This window comes from Gemmata sp., assembly GCF_051859125.1.
In the GTDB taxonomy this organism is placed as follows: Bacteria; Planctomycetota; Planctomycetia; order Gemmatales; family Gemmataceae; genus Gemmata.
The window spans coordinates 1-18,116 of the sequence record NZ_JBHYGG010000060.1 but is presented as its reverse complement, the minus strand read 5'-3'; the positions used below and the strand labels follow the sequence as shown (position 1 = coordinate 18,116).

Genomic DNA, 18,116 nt, shown 5'->3' with positions numbered 1-18,116 from the left:
GCGGCGACCGAGGGTAGCCAGGGGTGCGGCCCGCTTCGGGCAAACCCCTGGTCCCGAGGCGAGCGCTCCCGGACCAGGGGTTTGCGCTCGAGGACTCGCTCCACCCCTGGCTACCCTCGGTCGCCGCTCCGCGGCTGCAAACCCGAGCGCGCTGGGGTGCGGGGTTGCCCATCTGGTTCTCGGCGCGGCGCGACGCTACGTTGACCCGCGGGGATCACTGATCGCGCTTGAGACGAGAGTTGTTCCATGACCGACCACGCACCCGCGGCCGCCGGGCCGAACCCGCTCCCCGTCCCGCGGCCGCCCGTCGAGCGGTGGCTCACCCCGGTGCGCCAGTTCCTGCACGTCGAGTCGGCCAGCGGGGTCGTGCTGCTCGCCTGCACGGTCCTCGCGCTGGTGCTGGCCAACTCGCCGGCCGCCGGTGCGTTCGCGGCGTTCTGGCACACGCACGTCGAGTTCGCCGTCGGCGGGTTCCACATCAGCGGCGAACTCGGGCACCTCGTCATCAACGACGGGCTCATGGTCGTCTTCTTCTTCGTCGTCGGGCTGGAGATCAAGCGGGAGGTCGTGTACGGCGAGTTGCGGGAGCCGCGGAAGGCGCTGCTGCCGGTGGTCGCCGCGGTCGGCGGCATGGTCGCGCCGGCGTGCGTGTACCTCGCGCTCCAGTGGGGCCAGCCCGGTCAGCGGGGGTGGGCCGTGCCGATGGCCACCGACATCGCGTTCGTCGTCGGCATCCTCGCGCTGTTCGGCCGCCGGGTGCCGCTCGGGCTCAAGGTGGTCATGCTGTCGCTGGCCATCGTGGACGACCTCGGCGCGGTCCTGGTGATCGCGTTCGTGTTCACCGGGTCGCTCGCGTGGGGCTGGCTCGGGGCCGCGGCCGCGGGGCTCGCGCTCATCTACGCGATGAACCGGGTCGGGGTCCGCTCGGTCGGCGTGTACACCCTCGCCGGGATCGCGACGTGGCTCGCGGTGTACAAGTCCGGGGTCCACCCGACGGTCGCCGGGGTGCTCCTCGGGTTCCTCACCCCGACCCAAGTGTGGGTCGGGGCCGACGCGCTCCTGGGCGCCCTGGACGCCTCGCGGGCGCGGCTCGACAACCACACGCCGCACACCCCGCGGTGGCACGGCGACCTGGACCAGTTGCGGTTCGTCGCCCGCGAGGCGTCGTCGCCCCTGCACCGCCTCGAAGCGGCCCTGCACCCGTGGGTCGCGTTCGCGATCATGCCCGTGTTCGCGCTGGCCAACGCCGGGGTGCCGCTCGACCCGGCGGCGCTCGGCGACCCGGTCGCGGTCGCCGTCGCGCTCGGCCTGGTGATCGGCAAGCCGCTGGGGATCCTGCTGGCGTGCGCGGTCGCGGTGCGGCTGGGCCTGACGAAGTTGCCCGACGGGGTGGACTGGCCGCTGTTCGCCGGGGGCGCGTGCCTGGGCGGGATCGGGTTCACGATGGCGCTGTTCGTGAACGGCCTCGCGTTCCCGGGGGCCGAGTACGCGACCGCCGAGGCCGCCGGGAAGGTCGGGACGCTCCTCGGCTCGCTCGTCAGCTCCGTGCTCGGGGCCGCGGTGCTCCTCGTGGTGATCTGGCGGCGGCGCGGGTGACGCCGAACCCCATGACGAGCCGGCAGCGGGCGGGTGCAGCGTGGTTGGCACTCAACCCGCGTGGCCGCCCCTCACCCGCGACTCGAAGACTCGTCGCGACCTCTCCCCCGAAGCCGGGGGCGAGGTGGGGTGGCTTGGTCCGGTGGCACAGGCCTCTGGCCTGTGCAGGCGGACACAGGCCAGAGGCCTGTGCCACCAGAACCAGGGGCAACACCTCGCTCCGTTCCGACGGGGAGAGGTCGCCGCGGGGGCTCTGGCCGCGGCGGGTGAGGGGCGGCCACGCCGCGCACCCGGTTCGCCACGAGGTTCCGCCGCCGTGCTCTCGCACCCGCGGGTCTACTTCCCGGCCCACCGCCAGCACGTCAGCCCGGTGAGGTCGCGGACCACGACCTCGTCGCCGCTCACCGCGAGGTGCGCCCAGGCGTCCGCGTCGCACACCTTGCGCTTGTCGAGCAGCTCGAACTCGGCCGGGTTCGCCTTCACCAGGAACAGGGTGCCGCGCTGGTCGAGGGCCAGGATCTTGTCGCCGCGGGCGGCCGCGCTCCAGTACTCGCCGAACCGCTCGTCGGTCCGCCACGCCTCCTTGCCGGTCGCCAGGTCCACGCACGCGAGCCGGCGGTCCTTGCCCAGCACGTAGGCGTGCCCGTTCACCACCACCGGCGACGTCATGTTCCCCTCGTACTTCAGGGTCCAGGCGTCGTCCGCTACGAGTGCCCCGCTCGATGAGGTGACGCGCACGAGCCGGGTGTTGCCGCCGTAGGTGCTGGTGAACACGCCGTCGCCGTGCGGCTGCGGGGTCAGGATGTTCATGCCGCGGAACGACGGGATCTCCTTGGCCCAGAGCTCCTTGCCGGTGCCCGGGTCCACGCCGGCCAGCTTCGTGCGGGTCTGCACCACCACCTGGTCCGTGCCGCCGAGCCGCGCGAGCACCGGCGACGAGAACGCCGACCCGTTCATCCCGCCCGCGTCCTTCAGCGCCCGCCACAGCACCTTGCCCGTCTTCTTGTCCACCTTCACGAAGCTCGCGCCGGCCTGGACGTACACGCCGGTGGCGTCCACGAGCGGCGAGCACACGAACCCGAAGTCCGGCACCGGGGCCGAGAACTCCTTGACGAAGTCGAGCCGCCACAGCTCCTTGCCGGTCGCGGCGTCGAGGGCCACGAGCACGTCGCGGACCCCGGCGACGTACAGCACCCCGGCGTCGAACGCGGGGGTCGAGCGGATCCAGCTCCCGTTCTTGGCGGCGAAGAACGGGACCGAGACCGCCCCCTCCCAGCTCGCCCGCCACAGCTCCTTGCCGGTCCCGCGGTCGTGCGCCGTCACGACCTCGGTCTTCTTGTCGACGGTCTGGGTGGTGAACACGCGGTCGCCGGCGACGACCGGCCCGGAGTAGCTCGGGCCGAGGTTCTCGACCCGCCACACCTGCTTGAGCGCGTCGCCGGTGAGCGTGTCGGGCCACGCCGGGCCGGGGGCGACGCCGTCGCGGGTCGGGCCGCGCCACTGGGGCCAGTCGGCCGGCACCGCGGGCGCGCCGGCGGCCGCGAGGACCGCGGCGACGAGGGACAGGGTCACGAGGGTGCGCATGGGTTCCGGTCCGTGGGGTGTTCGGCACCCCATTAGTAAGGCGCGGCGGTCCGCCCGTTCCACCCGGCGGGGGGGGCGTCGGGCCGCTCGAAGCGCCGCTGTTCCGGCCGCCGACACGAAAGCGTCACGCGATCGACGCGCCATCTTTGCGGCATCTTCTCGGCAAACTCATAATCGTCGCCTTCGGGCGCATCTTCTCGCGCTCTTCACGAAACAAACATTCCGCCCCCACACATCCGCTTATATTTGACCACAGATCGGACAGTTTCACCGTATCAACCACGCCCGTAGCGGCTCGGTTGTGCCCCCGCGGCGCGGATGCGTCCGCGTCGCGAACGTGGACTGCCGAAGTTTCACCCCACCTGACCTCAATCTTCATGAGGGCCACACATGATGTCCCTAACATCCCTGTGAAGTGACACCCGTTAACCGGGTCGAGTTTATGGTCGCACAGAAATTACCGCACTGCGGTGGTGCGACCTTCTCTCCGCGGGCTGGGACCGAGAGTTGTGGTCGACGTATCGGGATCGCAACGTGTGCGGTTCCAGTCTCACCTTAAAGTGCTTGGAGTTACGGAATGTTGCGGAAGCGCCTGACACCTGGGTTCACCCTGATCGAGTTGCTGGTCGTGATCGCGATCATCGCGGTCCTGATCGGCCTGCTGCTCCCCGCCGTGCAGAAGGTGCGCGAGGCCGCCGCCCGCATGACCTGCCAGAACAACCTGAAGCAGATGGGCCTGGGCTGCCACAACTACGAGAGCGCCAACATGGTGTTCCCGTCGATCGGGCAGTGCGACTCGACCGGGTCCGGCACGACCCAGTACTCGGTCCACTCGACCGCCACGCTGATCCTCCCGTACATTGAGCAGAACTCGGTGTACGTCATGTTCAACGTCACCGCCCCCTTGACCGGGACGGGTTCGACGGGCTACGCCAGTATGCACCCGAAGTCGCTGGGCTACGCCTACGACGACTCGGCGTGGCCGAGCGGACAGGAGGCCGCCAAGACCAAGATCAAGACCTTCATCTGCCCCAGCGCGCCGATCGCCAACGACGCCCGTGACCCCGTCACCGGGCTCGGCGGGTTCGACTACATGTTCCCGACCCAAACGGACGTCGATAACTCGTCTGGCGTGCGCAACTCTGCCCTGCCCTCCGGCGGCATGAACGGCAAGGAGCAGGGCTTCTTGACGTGTGACGGTCGAACGGTTACCGGCGTGACTGACGGCACCTCCAACACCATCCTGTGCATCGAAGACGCGAGCCGGGCGCACCCGACCGTCGCCACCTTCGGTTCGCAGTCGGCCCGCCCCTCGCCGACCAAGGCGGTCGGTCGAAACGCCTTCCCTGTTGCCGGCAGTGGTGGCGAAACGGAAGCTCGCCGGGTGTACGCCTGGGCCGACCCGGACGCCGTTGCCAACGGCTTCTCGGGTCCGAGCAACGCGACCAGCCCCGCCAGTCGGGTTGCCAAGATCAACAACTACGCCACCCCGATCGGCGGCCCCCCGGAATGCCTCTGGTCGGTCAACAACTGTGGGCCGAACGACGAGCCGTTCAGCTTCCACACCGGCGGCGTGAACGCGGTGATGGGTGACGGCAGCGTGCGCTTTATCCGGGACAGCACGACCTTTACCGTCCTGAAGTACAGTATCGGCGCGACCGACGGCCAGACCGTCACCCTCGACTGATCCGCATCCGACGCACGACCCGCGGGCCGGAGGCACCAACCCTCCGGCCCGCGGCCGTTCCCACACTGACCAACCACACCACGGAGCGATTCGCACATGCGACTCACGATGATCGCCCTGTTCGCGGCCACCGCCCTCACGGTCCTGGGGTGCGAAGGCAAGCCCGAGATGCGGCCGGACCCGGTCGAAGTGAAGGTCTCCGTCCGGCTGCCGGGCGGAGCCTCGGCCAAGGATCTGAATCTCACCCTCCAGCCGCAGCAGAATGCGCTACCCGGGGGCGGCAAGCTCGACGCCAGCGGCACGATCACCACCAAGGTGGTTCCCGGGAAGTACGTCCCGTACTTCGACGAGGGGAACGCCAAGTACCCGGCCTACGCGAAGATCCCCGAGAGCTTCAAGTCCCCGACCGCGGACAACGCGGTCGCGATCGACGGGACGCAGCCGGTGACGATCGAAGTGAAGTGACCCCGGCCTGGGCGTTCCAACTGTTGTGTTCATGGTGGGTCCGCCAAACGGCGGACCCGCTCGCGTTTCCGGGGCCGCGCTACCGGCGGAGCAGGCGGGCGTTGAGCGCCACGGCGACCACCGAGAAGAGGCCGTTGGCGAGCCAGCACCCGACGACGAGCGGCACCTTGCCGTCCTTGCCCATGCCGGTGCCGGCGAGCAGGATCGGGTAGTAGACGAACATCATCGGCAGGAAGCAGATCACGAACGTGCTCAGGTAGTCGGCCCGGTTCGCCCAGATGCCGATCGGGCACCCGACGAGCGCGAACAGGAAGCACCCGAACGCCAGCGCCGGCCGCAGGTAGTACTCGGCCTCCAGGTTCCGCTGGGTCCGCTTGTAGTAGTCGACCTGCATCTTGTAGTGCCGGTCCTGGTCGAGCGAGCGCTGCCGCAGCTCGGGGTTCGGCTGGTCCTGGGCCGCGTCGAGGTTGTCCTGCCGCCGCTGGGCGGCCGCGGCCGTGTCCCCGCGGGCGGCCTCGATCTTCGCCGGCAGCTCGTCCCAGAGCATCGCCGAGACGCGGGTCTTCGAGTCCTTGCCGTTGAGCCCCTCGGGCAGGTCGATCGGGAACGGGCCGTTGGACGCGGCGGCCCCGGCGGTGTTCTTGTCGTACACCACCAGCCGGTCCGGGTCGACGTACAGCTTGCCCTCGGCGGGGTCGACGCGGAGCCGGGCCTCGCGGGCCCGGGCCACCACCTCGTACCCGAAGTACGCCTCCTGGCCGGTCTTGGCGTTCCGCAGCTTGGTCCGCTTCTTGATGATCACGTCGACGAGCCGCTTGCCCTGCACGTCGCGGACGTACATGACGTACGCCATGCCCGGGTGCCGGATGCACCGGTCCCGGCGGAGCATGTTGTAGAGCAGCTCCTCGGGGCTCTCGAGGAGCTGCTTGTAGAGCACCTGCTGCGACAGCGGGATCGCCGTGTGGTACAGCGCGGCGGTCGCCGCCGCCGCCAGCGCGCCGAGCAGGATGGCCGGCTTGAGGATCGTGAACAGGTGGACCCCGGCGGCCTTGATGGCGACCACCTCGTTGTCGTGCGACAGCCGCCCGTACACGACGCACGACGCGAACAGCGTGGTCGCCGGGATCGTGTACGGGAGCGTGTTGGGCACGAACAGCGGGATCGCGCGGACCACCTGCGCGATCGACAGCCCCATCTGCATCCCCTGCTGCACGAGCAGCGCGGTGACCAGCAGGCCGGTGAGCACGGTCAGCGCCAGCACGAACACCTTGAGGAGTTCGAGGAAGATCAGGCGGTTCAGGAGCGTGCCGGTCATCGTCGTGCGCCTCGGGTTTGTCTCGGTCGTCTGGGCGAACCCCGAGCGCGAGCGAGGGGGTGCGCTTCACCCCCTCGCTCGCGCTCAGGGTTCGCCACCGCACCCCGCTACTTCGCGCCGCCGGTCCCGCCCGTGAACATCTTGGACGCGCGGGCGCGGAGCCGGTCGGCGACGGCGCGGGCCGGCTCGGTCACCAGCGGCACCGCCTCGGGCCGGTACTTCAGCTCGCCGCCCTCGCGGGTCAGCTTGATGCGGAACAGGTTCTTGCTCAGGAACGCCGTGAGGTCGCCCACGGGGGTGTTCACCATGCGGGCCATCACCTGCGAGCCGAGCGTGTAGAAGTCGAACTTCACGTACTCGCCGGTGAGGTCCAGTTCCCCGCTCCCGCCCAGGCACAGGGCCTTGCCGATCAGGTCCACCTGGTCCACCTTCACCCGGTCCCCCTGGATGCGGAACGTGGCGTGCGCCTCCTCGAACGCGGTCTTGTCCGGGGCCTGGAGCTTGAGCACCTTCACCAGGTCGAGGAGGACCGGCAGGTTGTACATGCGGCCGGTCGGCACGTCGACCTTGCCGGACCCCTCGAGCACCAGCCGCCCGGTCTTCGGGTCGGGCCGGTTCGAGAGGAGCAACTGGGCCTGCGCGATCCCCTTCAGGTCGGCGTCGGACCCGATCTTGTAGTGCTTGGCCATCTCGTCGAGCTGCACGTCGGTGGCGGTGAGCCACAGGCTGAACCGCGGGACCTCGGTGAACGCGACCCGGCCCTGGCCGCCGAGGACGCCGTGGAACAGGTCGCCGGCGACGTCGGTGAACTCGGCCTCGATCGGCAGGAACTCGCCCGGCCGGGCCGGGTCCGGGGCCTGGGGCTGCGCGGTCACCCGGGCCGAGAGCCGGCTCACCGGCTGCCGGGCCACGACCGCCCGGTCGAGCCACAGCGCCCCGCGGACCAGCCCGCAGTGGTCGCCGTCGTACCGCCCGCGGCACCCGATCGCGCCGAACACCTGCTCCCAGCCGACGCCCGTGTCGAACGACGCGCCGGCCAGCTTCAACTCGCCGTCCCAGTACACGACCGTCTTCGACGGCGCGGGGTCGGGGGTCTCGGTCCGCTCGGCGCGGACCTGCTTGATCCCGCCCGCCGGCGGGACCGCGGCGAGTGGCAGCGGGGCCGGCTCGGCCGGCGGGGCGCGGTTCGCGGTCGGCGGCTCCCACACCACCAGGTGCTTCACGAGCAGTTCCGCGCCGCCCTTGATCTTCAGCTCCTCGACGGCCGGCCCGAGCTGGCCCGGGAGCGCCCGGTACAGCGCGTCGTCGGCCACGAGCGGCGACACCTCGATCCCGCCCATGTTGGCCCACACGCCCCCGTCCGGGTACAGCCGCACGTCGGCCGCGGCCATCTTGAGCCGCGACGCGCCGTGCCGGGCGGTGACGTGGTTGGCGATCACCTGCCCCTGCTTGTACTCCAGCCACCCGGCGAGGTCGGTGAGCTCGTACGGCAGGAACACCGGGGTGACGGTCGGCCCGGAGAAGCTGAACGTGAGCTTCAGGTCGGTCGCCGGGTCGATCGGCGGGTCGCGGTCCGGGCGGCCCGGGGGCGGGGCGCGGTCGAGCAGCTCGATGTGCGCCGTGAACGTCACCCGGCCGGCCGGCTTGAACTGGCCCCACACGGTGTCGACGTTGAACGCGGTACACACCCGCTTCAGGTCCGCGTCGATCGGGCAGTTGTTCCCGCCCACGTCGAGCGTCAGCTTGTGGTCGGGGCTGTTCGGGAGCGGGCTCTTCGAGCCGTTGAGCCACACGGCCGCGCCGGCGTGGGTGGCGGTGAACCCGTCGAGGACGATCTCGTCGCGGTCCGGCGGGGGCACGAGCGGCTCCCCGGGCCGCACCGGCCGCCGCGGGTCGGTCGCCGCGGCCCGGATCACCAGCCGGCCCTTCACCTTGTCGAGCGGGTACGGGAACTCGGAGTGGTTGATGGTCGCGTCGCGGACGTCGATGCGGAACTCGTTCTCGCACAGGTTCACGCCCGCCTGCTGGACGATCTCGGCCACGAAGTCGCCGCGGCCCGTCGCCCGGAACCGGCGCACCAGTTCGATGTACTTGGGCGGGAACGCGTTCACCAGCGTGTCGTCCATCGCGAAGTTCGCGCCGGTGATGCGGAGGTTGATCGCCGGGTCCGGGCCGTCGCCGACGAGCTGCCCCTTGATGGTGATGAGCTGCCCGCCGGCCACGCCCACGAGGTCGATGCCCATCGTCGGCGGCCCGGCGTGCGTGTCGGTCCGCTTCACCCACCCGCGGACGTCGGTGACCGGGTACTTGAACTTCTCGTAGCACCCCGAGATCTGCTTCGGGCGCAGCTCCAGCTCCCGCTTCCAGCCGTTGCCCTCGCGGGCGTACTTGTACCCGAGGTCCACCTTCCCGACCGGGGAGTACATCCGGCGGAGCTCCGCGGCGCGGCCCGGGAGCCGGCTCACCAGGTCGTCGTCGATGCCCACGCCGGACACCGACATTTCGACCCGCTGGAACAGGTCCTCGAGCTTCCGCAGCGCCGGGCCGGCCCCGTCCTCGGTCCCGGCCCCGGTGCCCGAGGCGGTCGCGTCGGTCTGCCGCTCGGCGGCGGCCGCGAGGTTCCGCCGGGTCTCCAGCGACAGCCGCACCTTCGCGCCGTTGACCTGGGCGGTCGCGCCGTCCACCGACACCTTCCCGTTCTCGACGTGGACCCGGGCGGCGATCCGCTCGATGGGCCACGGCACGTCCGGGCTGACGTACTTCGCGTCCTTGATGTCGAACCACACGTCGTGGCCCCACTTCCGCGCGGCGTCCGGGCTGTACGACAGCACGGCCGTGACGGCCGCGGTCGCGGTGAGCCCCTGGCAGTGCGGGGCCAGCGCCGGGGCGAACCTGGCCGCCGCCAGCCCCGCGGCCTCGCCGAGCGGGAACTCCGGCACCTCGACCGCGACCGACGCCTCGCCGTTGGCCCGGTTCACCTTCGCCCGCACGAGCACCTGCCCGAACCCGCCCGCGGTCACCTTCGCCTGGACCGCCAGCACCGTGAGCGGGTCGTTCAGGAGGGTGAGGCTCGCGTCGGTGAGCGTCATCTCCGGGACCGGGTCCGGGCCGTTGTCGGTGATGTGGATCGTGCCGTTGCGGATCACGAACGTCGGCACCGGGGTGTCGGCGGTGAGCGGCTTGCGGCCGTCGGAGCGGGTGAGCGCCTCGGCGACGTTCCACTTGCCGTCGGGGCCGCGCTCGACGTGGAACACCGGGTTGTCGAGCTCGATCTTCTTGATGACGAGCCGGCCGCGGTTGAGCTGCTCCTTGTCGTGCGACAGCACCCCGCTCGGGACGACGAGGAACGGCGTGTCGGCCCCGTGCCGGGTGAGCCGCACGTCGGTGACGGCGATGCCGCCGAACAGCCGGAGCCGGGCGTCGCCGACGTGGACGTCGACCCCTTCGAACTGGTCGGCGAGGGTGGCGACGACCTGGGCGCGGATGCGGTCCGGGCTGACCCACGAGCGCGCGAGCCACCCGAAGCTGGCAACGGCCGCCAGCCCCGCGATGATCGACCCTCGGATCGCCCAGCTCCGCAACGACATCCGCCACCTGCGAGCCTGCGCCGGACCACGGGCGTGCGCCCCGGACGGTCCGGCAAGTCGCGGGACCATAGCAGGGTCCGGAATCTGGTCAATTGCGAGTGCGTGCGGCGACCCGCGAACGTGCGTGCGACGTTCCGGGCCGCCCCGAGGTGTGTGGTTGAGGTGTGGCGCGACCGACCAGCGAGACCCACTCCGTGGCCGTGTCTGAAAGGCGAGCGGGGGACGTAAGTCCCCCGGTGAATGAGAATTGCAGTTCTACCGGGGGACTCACGTCCCCCGCTCGCCCGAATTCACAGGCGCACCCGGTGCTTGGGGACTGGTGCCTGGTTGTGGGGGTCAACTCGCTCCGGTAAGATGCCGCTAACCTGTCCGGAGGTCGCCATGAGCGAACCCGTCCGCCACGTGCTCGACCTGTTCGACACACTGCCGGAACCGGACAAGCAGTCGGCGGTGGCCGCGATCCTGCTGCGCCGCCCGTCGGGCGAGCCGACCTCCCCCACGACGGGCTCGATTCGCTCGCGGGGGAACTGTTCGCGGCCCTCGACGCCGAGGAGGACGCCCGTGCGGCGGGTCGTTGATCGCGGGTCGTCTCTGTTCTGGTACTGGGCGTGGCTGATCGTCTGGGCCACAGGGGCGAGCACGTACCTGGTGTTGTGGGCACTCAACGCCCAAGCCGCGATCCCCCGTGCCTCTTGGCCCTCGTTCCTGTGCTGGTTTGCGACCGGGGCGGGTTTCGTGGGGATGCACTTGGTTCGCTGCCCGCGTTGCCAGGCGCGGTTCGCATCTCCGGAACGCTTTGTGAGGCCTTTAGGCCGCTGTCACAGCTGCGCCTATCCTGGACCACGGCGGTTCAACAGCGCCGATGCCGCCCCAGGCGCGGCAGCCGACGGCGCGGGCGTGTAGGGATTCCCAGATTCATCGCTCATTCGGCCCGCACAACTGCTGTGGGGTGACGTTCGGCGAGGGAGCCACACGCGAATGGCCTTCTGCCCGAAATGCAACGCCGCGATGGGCGCCATGATGCCCGCATGCCCGTCCTGTGGGTACGACTTCCCCGCCGAGCGCGACGGTGCCTCGGTCCGCGGGCGGGCGGCAGGTTTGCCGGCGGCGACGGTCGCGCTGGGGGTCGGTGCGGTCGGGGCGGGATTGGGAGCGGCGTGGACGGCGGTGAAGGCCGTGGCGTCGGTCTTCCAGGGCCAGTTCGAGGTGGCGGTGGTTGCGGCGTTCGTGTGCACGCTCCTGGTGGGGTTCCTCGGGGTCTTCCTCCGGTTGAGCGGCCGTTGACCGCCGCGGCCCGGTGCTGACCCCGCCGCACGGAACCGCTTGCTGATTCGTGTCTCCCAGCCCGCACGTAGTCTCGTTCGGCGGAGGGCTCGCGGATGACCGGGAGGCGATGGGGGCGACCCCGGTGGGTGTGGTTTGTTCTCGGTTGGCTCGCGCTGGCCTTCGGTGGGATGCAGGTCCGGCACGCTGCGAACACGGGCGAGGCGATCGGCGGGTACTTCTGGGCCGTCCTCTTCTTCGCCATCGCGTTCTGGCCGCGTCGCCCGCCCGCGGAGACCGAGAAGGTGGGCGGGTGAGTCGGTCAACAGGACAGCGGGTTGCGCTCCCCGCGTCGCCGGGGCCGGTGAGTTTGGTGTTTCGTTCGGCAGTGGAGGGCGTGCGGATGGGGAGTGGTGAGCGATCGGATCCGAACTCGCAACCCGTGGCTGACGCGCTGGTGCCGGCCGGCACCTGGATCCGCCTGGAGATCCCCGGACAGCCCGCGATTGTTGGGTTCACCTACGCCGATCCCCAGGCCGGGTTCTCGGCCCAGGGGTGGAAGGTCGAGGGGACCAGCCTCGACCAGTCGTCGCGGGTCATCGTGCGGCTGCCGATGCCGGGGGTGCCGTGGCGACCGTTGAACCCAAACGAGATCGCAGCACTCGGCCTGGAATCCCCGCCCTCGTGGGTGGCGGAGTTCTACGGTCCACAGCCCCCGCCGGGCAGTCCGTGGGGCGTGTGGCGGGAGCACCCGAAGCTCAAGGGCCGGTTCCTACCGGACCACCCGGACGACCTCCAGGTGTTCGTTCACGACGGCGGGCCGCGGACCTCCCCCAACCCGGCCGAGGCGGTCTGGGTCTCGGTCACCGGCGTGAACGGTGAGGTGTTCCGGGGCCGCGTCCTCAATCAACCGCACAACCTCCGCAGCGTGCGCCAGGGCAGCGAGATCACGTTCGTGGTCGCCGACGGGGCCGAGTTCCCGGTCATGGTCACCGACAAGTACCTCCGGGAACGCGGGGCGTGGGTCATCCACCCGTGCCGGAAGTGCGGGCACTCGGAACTCTTCGACGCGCCATCGGACCTGATGCGAGCGGTGTTCCCGAACGTTCCGGCCGGCGCCCAGATGAGCATGTTCAGCGCCTTCTGTCCGCTGTGTGGCGGGGTGCAGGTGGTGCAGTCGAAAGCCGGCCCGGACGGTGGAGAGACGGCCCCTGCGGCACCCCCACCGAAGCGCCCGTGGTGGAAGTTCTGGTAGCGAGGTCCGCCGAACCGGGCGTTGCAGACGTCGAAGACACGCAGGCTTTCCGAGGTTCGTCGCTCACCGCGTCGCCGGGCCGGTGAGCGAGTGTTTCGTTCGGCCACGCGGTGGCTTCCGTCGGGAGTGAGCGATGCCGATTTGGGGGTGGGTGTGCGTCGGGCTGGTGGCGGTCGTGGTTCTGGGGCTCGCGTACATGTCGTGGTCGAGGGGCAGCGGGAGAAGCGGCTCCAGCGCGACGGGCGGACCGTCGTCGCGCGGATCATCCTCGCGAACACGAGCCTGTACGACGCGAAGCCGGCGGCGTTCGAGTTCGCGTTCGTCCTCTTCACCCGCGACGCGGACACGTCCGAGGAGCACCTCGCGCTCCTCGAACGGGTGGCGGAGAACCTCAAGGCGTTCGAGCCGAACGACGCCGACCCCGCCGAGAAGAAGCTCGCGTGGGCGCTCGAGACCCAGCGCACGACCGGCGACGTGATCCGCATCCCGGAGCGGGTGACCGACGGGCACGAGGTGTACTTCGCCAGCACGCCCGTCAAGCGCCGCATGCTCCCGCACGGCCGCCTCACGCGGGACCACCTCTTCCTCCGCGTCATCCTCGACGGCGACCGCCGCGACGTGTCGATGACCGAGTACCCCGACTCCCCGACCGCGGGCGCGTGACGCCGAGGGGTCTGGTACAATGCCGGCGAGTTTGGGAGCCGTTCCCGCGACCGGGGCACCCGCAATGCCGCTGCACGACTGGTCTGCGCTGCCCGGATGGGACGGGGTGCGGCAGGTCTGGGGCGTCGAGTTGCTCTACGCGATCAAGCCCCAGCTCCCGCCGGCGTACCGGGCGTACATCGGCACCACGCCGACGTTCGCCATCGGCGGGCCGGAGGGCGGGCGGCCGGACGTCGGGGTCCGGGACTGGCCCGCCGGTGCGCCGCCCGCGGCCCCCCGCACCCGAGCCCGACCCCGGTCCCGAGCCGGACGAGGAGGTCGCTGACGCGACGCTGTCGGCCGATACTGCCCTTCTCGTCGAACGCGCCGGGCGGTTGGTCACGGCCGTCGAGCTGGTGTCGCCGCGGAACAAGGACCGTCTGTCGGCCCGGACCGCTTACGCCGCGGCGTATGCCGGCTACCTGATTCGCGGGGTCCACCTGTTGGTTGTCGACGTCCACCGGCGGCCCGCGGCGTTCTCGTTCGCCGACGAGATCGCACGGGCGCTCGGGATGAGCCAACCGGCGCTGCCGTCGCCCAACGCCGTCGCCTACCGCGTGGGCGGCCCGTCGCCCGACGGCGGCCGCTTCCTGGCCGTGTGGCGACGCCCTCTGACCGTCGGCGACCCGCTCCCGCAGATGCGCCTCCCCCTCTCGGCCGACGAGTCGGTAACGGTCGAGCTCGAAGCGACGTACCGCCGCGCGACCGAGGCCGCGTACCTGGGGTGAGCGGGGTAGCGCCACAGCGGACCGGCCCAATTCCAAGTTCGGCACGCAGAGGGGATGCCATGGAGGCGTTGCTGGCGGAGTTGGAGCCGTTGCTGTACGGGTACAATTACGTAGTCTTCCTCCGCATCTACCGTGTCCCGTTCGCCCCGGGCGAACCAGCCGCGTGGTATGTGACTCAAGCCCTTGGGCCGTCCGCGGTCGTCACCGGGTCAGTGCCGGTCACGGGCGCTGAAATTGTCGCCGAGGTCAAACAAGCACTTCAATACGTCGGCGACGAAGGATGTGGGCCCAAGCCATCGGCCCTGCAGTCGCGGCGTTTCAAGGAACTGGTTCCGGCGGTTCTCTCCGAGTTGGAGCGGGCCACCGCCGAGGCGAGCCTGTTGGCTGCGTTCGGTCTCCGGAAGGGGCATCCAGCGTACCCGGTCTTCTGGGACTTCGCGTTTGTCATTGCAGGTCCGGCGGGCGGGCTCGTGTTCATCGGCAGCAGCTCCGACTGAAGCACAGTCCGTTCGATTTCGGATGCCGTTAAGCGGCAGAAAGCGGGCGGCACGTCTGAACCGCGCGGTGTAAACTGGCGATGGCCCTCCGCAGGAGTAACTCGCGATGTCGCCGACGCTTCAGCAGTTCGGGCTCGACGCCCTCAGTCCGGGCGACCGCTTCGCCCTCGCGCAGGCGCTCTGGGATAGCGTCCACGACGCCCTGGACCAGCAGCCGATCTCACCCGAAGTTCGCGCCGAACTCGAACGGCGACTCGCCCTCGCCGACGCCGACCCGGCACGCGGCACGCCGTGGGAAGTCGTGAGAGCCGCGGCTCGGGCCCGGAGTTGAGTTGTTGGGCAGTTCTCCGCCCCTCACTCCGGTTCGATGCTCGCGGGGAGGCCGCGGTCGGCGAACTGCTCGACCATGAGTTCGGCGCGCTCGAGGTGCGTCACCAGCACCAGCGACCGGCCGCGGTGGTGCGCCTCCCACATCCGGTACTCGGCCTCGGCCGTGCCGAAGTGGGTCAACTCCATCACCACCTTCGCCACGAACATCAGGTTCTTGTCGGCGGCCCGGTGCAGGACCACCTTGAAGCGGCGGGGGTGCCGGCCCAGTTCGAACCCCCAGAGGTCCGAGCGGTCGTAGTGCCGGAACGAGGGGCGGATGGACATGGCGACCTCGGTTGTCCCGCGGCCGCAGCCGGAGCCGCAACCGCAGGAGACGCCGCCCGTGGGAGAGGGCGGGCGGTCCAGTGAGAACCCCGACCCACCTTCACAGTAACCACCGCCCGCCCCCGCGTCAAATCGGCAAGTGGCCGGACGTGAAGGCCCCGCGGGGACCGCGTTCGCGCGCGCCGGATTTGCCGATTGGGCGGCGCGTGCGAACAATGGTGCGGGCCCGCGCGACCGCGGGAAAATTCGAAGCACGAAATCCGAAATTCGAAACTCGAACCAAGACCCGAATCCCGATGTCATCTGGACACGTTCGAAGCGCGGAGCCGACGTCTTCTTTCGATTTCCGTGCTTCGGATTTCGTGCCTTCCAGGCCTTCCTCCCTGAGCTGACATGGCCGACCTCCTCGCCCGCATCCTGCACACGGTCACCTCGCACGGCTACACGCCGATCAAGGCGAAGCCGCTGTTCAAGCGGCTGAACCTCGGCGAGGAGGCGTACCCCGAGTTCCGCAAGACGGTCCGCGAGTTGGTCCGCACCGGGCGGCTCGCGGTCGGCCGGAACCAGACGATCCGGGCCGCCGACCCGCACGGCACCGTCACCGGGATCTACCGCCGCGCCGCCGCCGGGCACGGGTTCGTGCGCCCGCACGCGGTGGACGGCGCGTTGAAGCCCGACGTGTACATCCGCGAGGACAAGGGGCTCGACGCGGCCACCGGCGACGAGGTGCTGGTGCGCGTCACGCGCGCCGCCACGAGCATCAAGGACGCCGCCGGCGAGATCGTCCGCGTGCTCGAGCGCGCGACGCGCACGTTCGTCGGCACCTACTTCGAGCGGGGCGGCGAGGCGCTCGTGCGGGTGGACGGCACGCTGTTCTCGCACAGCGTCGCGGTCGGCGACCCGGGCGCGAAGGGGGCGAAGCCGCAGGACAAGGTCGTCATCGAGATGCTGCGGTTCCCGACCCCCGACCGCCGCGGCGAGGGGGTGATCTCCGAGGTGCTCGGGCCGCACGGCGACCCCGGCGTCGACACCCTCTCGGTGATCCGCGCGTTCGGGCTCCCGGAGGCGTTCCCCGAGTCGGCGCTCGACGAGGCCCGGCAGGCCGCCAGCCAGTTCGACGAGACCGACCTGGGCGGCCGCAGGGACTTCACCGGCGACCTCGTCGTCACCATCGACCCGCCCGACGCCAAGGACTACGACGACGCGGTGAGCGTGACCGTCGACCCCGACACGAAGCACTGGGTGCTGACGGTCCACATCGCCGACGTCGGCGCGTTCGTGCGGCCCGGCGGCGCGCTCGACGTCGAGGCCCGCAAGCGGGCGACCAGCGTGTACCTGCCGCAGAAGGTCATCCCGATGTTCCCGGAGGTGATCTCGAACGGGCTCGCGTCGCTGCAGCAGGACAAGGTGCGGTACGTCAAGACGGTGCGGATGGAGTTCACCCCGGGGTTGCAGCGGGCCGACGTCACGTTCTTCAACGGCGCGATCCGCAACCGCCGCCGCTTCACCTACGACGAGGTGCAGGCGGTGCTGGTCGAGCTGGCGGGCGGCGACGGGGTCAGGAGTCCGGAGTCGGGGGTCAGTAAGCAAACGAACGAAGAGGGTGACGCGGCGGGTCCGGCCCGGACTCCCGACCCCCGTCCCCTGACTCCCGAACTCGTGGCGATGATCCGCCGCATGCGCGACCTGGCGCTCCTGCTCCGCAAGAAGCGGTTCAAGCGCGGGGCGCTCGAACTGGAGATGCCCGAGGCGGTGCTCGAGTACGACGCGAACGGCCGCGTGTCCGGGGCGCACTTCGCCGAGCACAACCTGAGCCACCAGATCGTCGAGGAGTTCATGCTCGCAGCCAACGAGGCGGTCGCCGAGCACTTCTCGCGGTACGAGGTGCCGTTCCTGCGCCGCGTCCACCCGGCCCCGAACGAGGAGAAGCTCGAGGCGTTCGCGCAGTTCACCGGCCTCCTCGGGTACCGCATCAAGCGGCCCCAGGACCGGTTCGAGCTGCAGCGGGTGCTCGCCGAGACCGCCGACAAGCCCGAGCGCGCCGCGATCCACTTCGCGCTGCTCCGGAGCCTCAAGCAGGCCGCGTACTCACCGATCCAGGACGAGCACTACGCGCTCGCGAGCCAGGACTACTGCCACTTCACCTCGCCGATCCGCCGCTACCCGGACCTGCAGGTTCACCGGCTCCTGGACCGGTGGATCAAGCACGGGACCGCGTCGGCCGACCTCGCGGAACTCACCGCCCTCGGCGAGCACTGCTCGAAGATGGAGCGCCGCGCCGAGACGGCCGAGCGCGAGCTGGTGAAGTCGAAGATCCTCACGCACCTGAGCGGCCGGCTCGGGGAACAGTTCGACGCGGTCATCACCGGCGTCGCGGACTACGGGTTCTTCGCGCAGGCCGAGACGATGCCGGCCGAGGGGCTGGTCCACATCTCGTCGCTCGTCGACGACTACTACTGGCACGACGACATGGGCCACGCGTTAGAGGGCCGCAAGACGAAGCGGCGGTTCCGGCTCGGGGACCGCGTGAGGGTCGAAGTGGCCCGCGTCGACGTGCAGCGCCGGATGCTCGACTTCCGCCTCGCCAACGCCCCGCAACCCGCCGCCGAGGTCGACGAGGTGCCGAGCTACGGCCCCCGGCCGCGGGTGGTCAGGAAGAACAACAAGCGCCGGCGAGATTAAAGCGGAAGAGTTTTATCCGCAGATTACGCAGATGGACGCAGATTTTCGGACAGAGGACAGAGGACAGAGGACAGAGGACAGAGGACAGAGGACAGAGGACA

General features: G+C 70.3%; 16 protein-coding genes. 12 read left to right on the top strand and 4 right to left on the bottom strand.

Annotated features, from left to right (window positions below):
* The first annotated feature begins 246 nt into the window (after positions 1–246).
* The gene (gene nhaA / locus ACTIGN_RS07600; RefSeq protein ID WP_439622423.1) at positions 247–1,596 is read left to right on the top strand and encodes a Na+/H+ antiporter NhaA; all 1,350 of its coding nucleotides are present in this window, start codon (positions 247–249) and stop codon (positions 1,594–1,596) included.
* Positions 1,597–1,932: 336 nt separating this feature from the next.
* On the opposite strand, the gene ACTIGN_RS07595 is transcribed toward nhaA, so the two are convergent.
* Positions 1,933–3,180: an outer membrane protein assembly factor BamB family protein gene (locus ACTIGN_RS07595; protein ID WP_439622421.1), complete on the bottom strand. Its 1,248-nt coding sequence runs from the start codon at positions 3,178–3,180 to the stop codon at positions 1,933–1,935.
* A gap of 577 nt (positions 3,181–3,757) precedes the next feature.
* Between ACTIGN_RS07595 and ACTIGN_RS07590 the strand changes: the two genes are divergently transcribed.
* Both ACTIGN_RS07590 and ACTIGN_RS07585 read left to right on the top strand, forming a co-directional pair.
* A complete protein-coding gene (locus tag ACTIGN_RS07590; protein WP_439622419.1) occupies positions 3,758–4,867 on the top strand; it encodes a DUF1559 family PulG-like putative transporter in 1,110 nt (369 codons plus the stop codon).
* A gap of 96 nt (positions 4,868–4,963) precedes the next feature.
* Positions 4,964–5,332, top strand: coding sequence for a hypothetical protein (locus ACTIGN_RS07585; protein WP_439622417.1), 369 nt, complete (start codon positions 4,964–4,966; stop codon positions 5,330–5,332).
* Positions 5,333–5,411: 79 nt separating this feature from the next.
* Here ACTIGN_RS07585 and ACTIGN_RS07580 read toward each other — a convergent pair whose 3' ends face one another.
* Both ACTIGN_RS07580 and ACTIGN_RS07575 read right to left on the bottom strand, forming a co-directional pair.
* Entirely contained in the window at positions 5,412–6,647 is a 1,236-nt protein-coding gene (locus ACTIGN_RS07580) for an LptF/LptG family permease (RefSeq protein ID WP_439622415.1), read from the bottom strand.
* Positions 6,648–6,754: 107 nt separating this feature from the next.
* On the bottom strand, positions 6,755–10,234 hold the full coding sequence (locus ACTIGN_RS07575) for a hypothetical protein (RefSeq protein ID WP_439622413.1): 3,480 nt from the start codon (positions 10,232–10,234) through the stop codon (positions 6,755–6,757).
* Positions 10,235–11,251: 1,017 nt separating this feature from the next.
* Between ACTIGN_RS07575 and ACTIGN_RS07570 the strand changes: the two genes are divergently transcribed.
* From ACTIGN_RS07570 to ACTIGN_RS07535, 8 genes are all read left to right on the top strand, one after another.
* Positions 11,252–11,518, top strand: a complete 267-nt coding sequence (locus tag ACTIGN_RS07570) for a hypothetical protein (RefSeq protein WP_439622411.1) — start codon at positions 11,252–11,254, stop codon at positions 11,516–11,518.
* 128 nt (positions 11,519–11,646) lie between these two features.
* Complete coding sequence (locus tag ACTIGN_RS07565) at positions 11,647–11,814, top strand: hypothetical protein (RefSeq protein WP_439622409.1); 168 nt, start codon at positions 11,647–11,649, stop codon at positions 11,812–11,814.
* A gap of 125 nt (positions 11,815–11,939) precedes the next feature.
* Complete coding sequence (locus tag ACTIGN_RS07560) at positions 11,940–12,752, top strand: hypothetical protein (RefSeq protein ID WP_439622407.1); 813 nt, start codon at positions 11,940–11,942, stop codon at positions 12,750–12,752.
* A gap of 201 nt (positions 12,753–12,953) precedes the next feature.
* Positions 12,954–13,415 (top strand): hypothetical protein, encoded by a 462-nt coding sequence (locus ACTIGN_RS07555; RefSeq protein WP_439622405.1) that lies wholly within the window; start codon positions 12,954–12,956, stop codon positions 13,413–13,415.
* A gap of 64 nt (positions 13,416–13,479) precedes the next feature.
* Complete coding sequence (locus tag ACTIGN_RS07550) at positions 13,480–13,740, top strand: hypothetical protein (RefSeq protein ID WP_439622403.1); 261 nt, start codon at positions 13,480–13,482, stop codon at positions 13,738–13,740.
* Positions 13,673–14,182 carry a DUF4058 family protein gene (locus ACTIGN_RS07545; RefSeq protein WP_439622402.1) on the top strand — a complete coding sequence of 170 codons (510 nt, stop codon included), beginning with the start codon at positions 13,673–13,675 and terminating at the stop codon, positions 14,180–14,182. The genes ACTIGN_RS07550 and ACTIGN_RS07545 overlap by 68 nt, the downstream gene beginning before the upstream one ends.
* A gap of 59 nt (positions 14,183–14,241) precedes the next feature.
* The gene (locus tag ACTIGN_RS07540) at positions 14,242–14,679 is read left to right on the top strand and encodes a hypothetical protein (RefSeq protein ID WP_439622401.1); all 438 of its coding nucleotides are present in this window, start codon (positions 14,242–14,244) and stop codon (positions 14,677–14,679) included.
* Between the two features lie 106 nt (positions 14,680–14,785).
* The gene (locus ACTIGN_RS07535) at positions 14,786–15,010 is read left to right on the top strand and encodes an addiction module protein (RefSeq protein WP_439622400.1); all 225 of its coding nucleotides are present in this window, start codon (positions 14,786–14,788) and stop codon (positions 15,008–15,010) included.
* Positions 15,011–15,033: 23 nt separating this feature from the next.
* Here ACTIGN_RS07535 and ACTIGN_RS07530 read toward each other — a convergent pair whose 3' ends face one another.
* On the bottom strand, positions 15,034–15,333 hold the full coding sequence (locus ACTIGN_RS07530; RefSeq protein ID WP_439622398.1) for an ATP-dependent Clp protease adaptor ClpS: 300 nt from the start codon (positions 15,331–15,333) through the stop codon (positions 15,034–15,036).
* 393 nt (positions 15,334–15,726) lie between these two features.
* Between ACTIGN_RS07530 and ACTIGN_RS07525 the strand changes: the two genes are divergently transcribed.
* Positions 15,727–18,015 (top strand): ribonuclease R family protein, encoded by a 2,289-nt coding sequence (locus tag ACTIGN_RS07525; RefSeq protein WP_439622396.1) that lies wholly within the window; start codon positions 15,727–15,729, stop codon positions 18,013–18,015.
* Positions 18,016–18,116 lie beyond the last annotated feature (101 nt).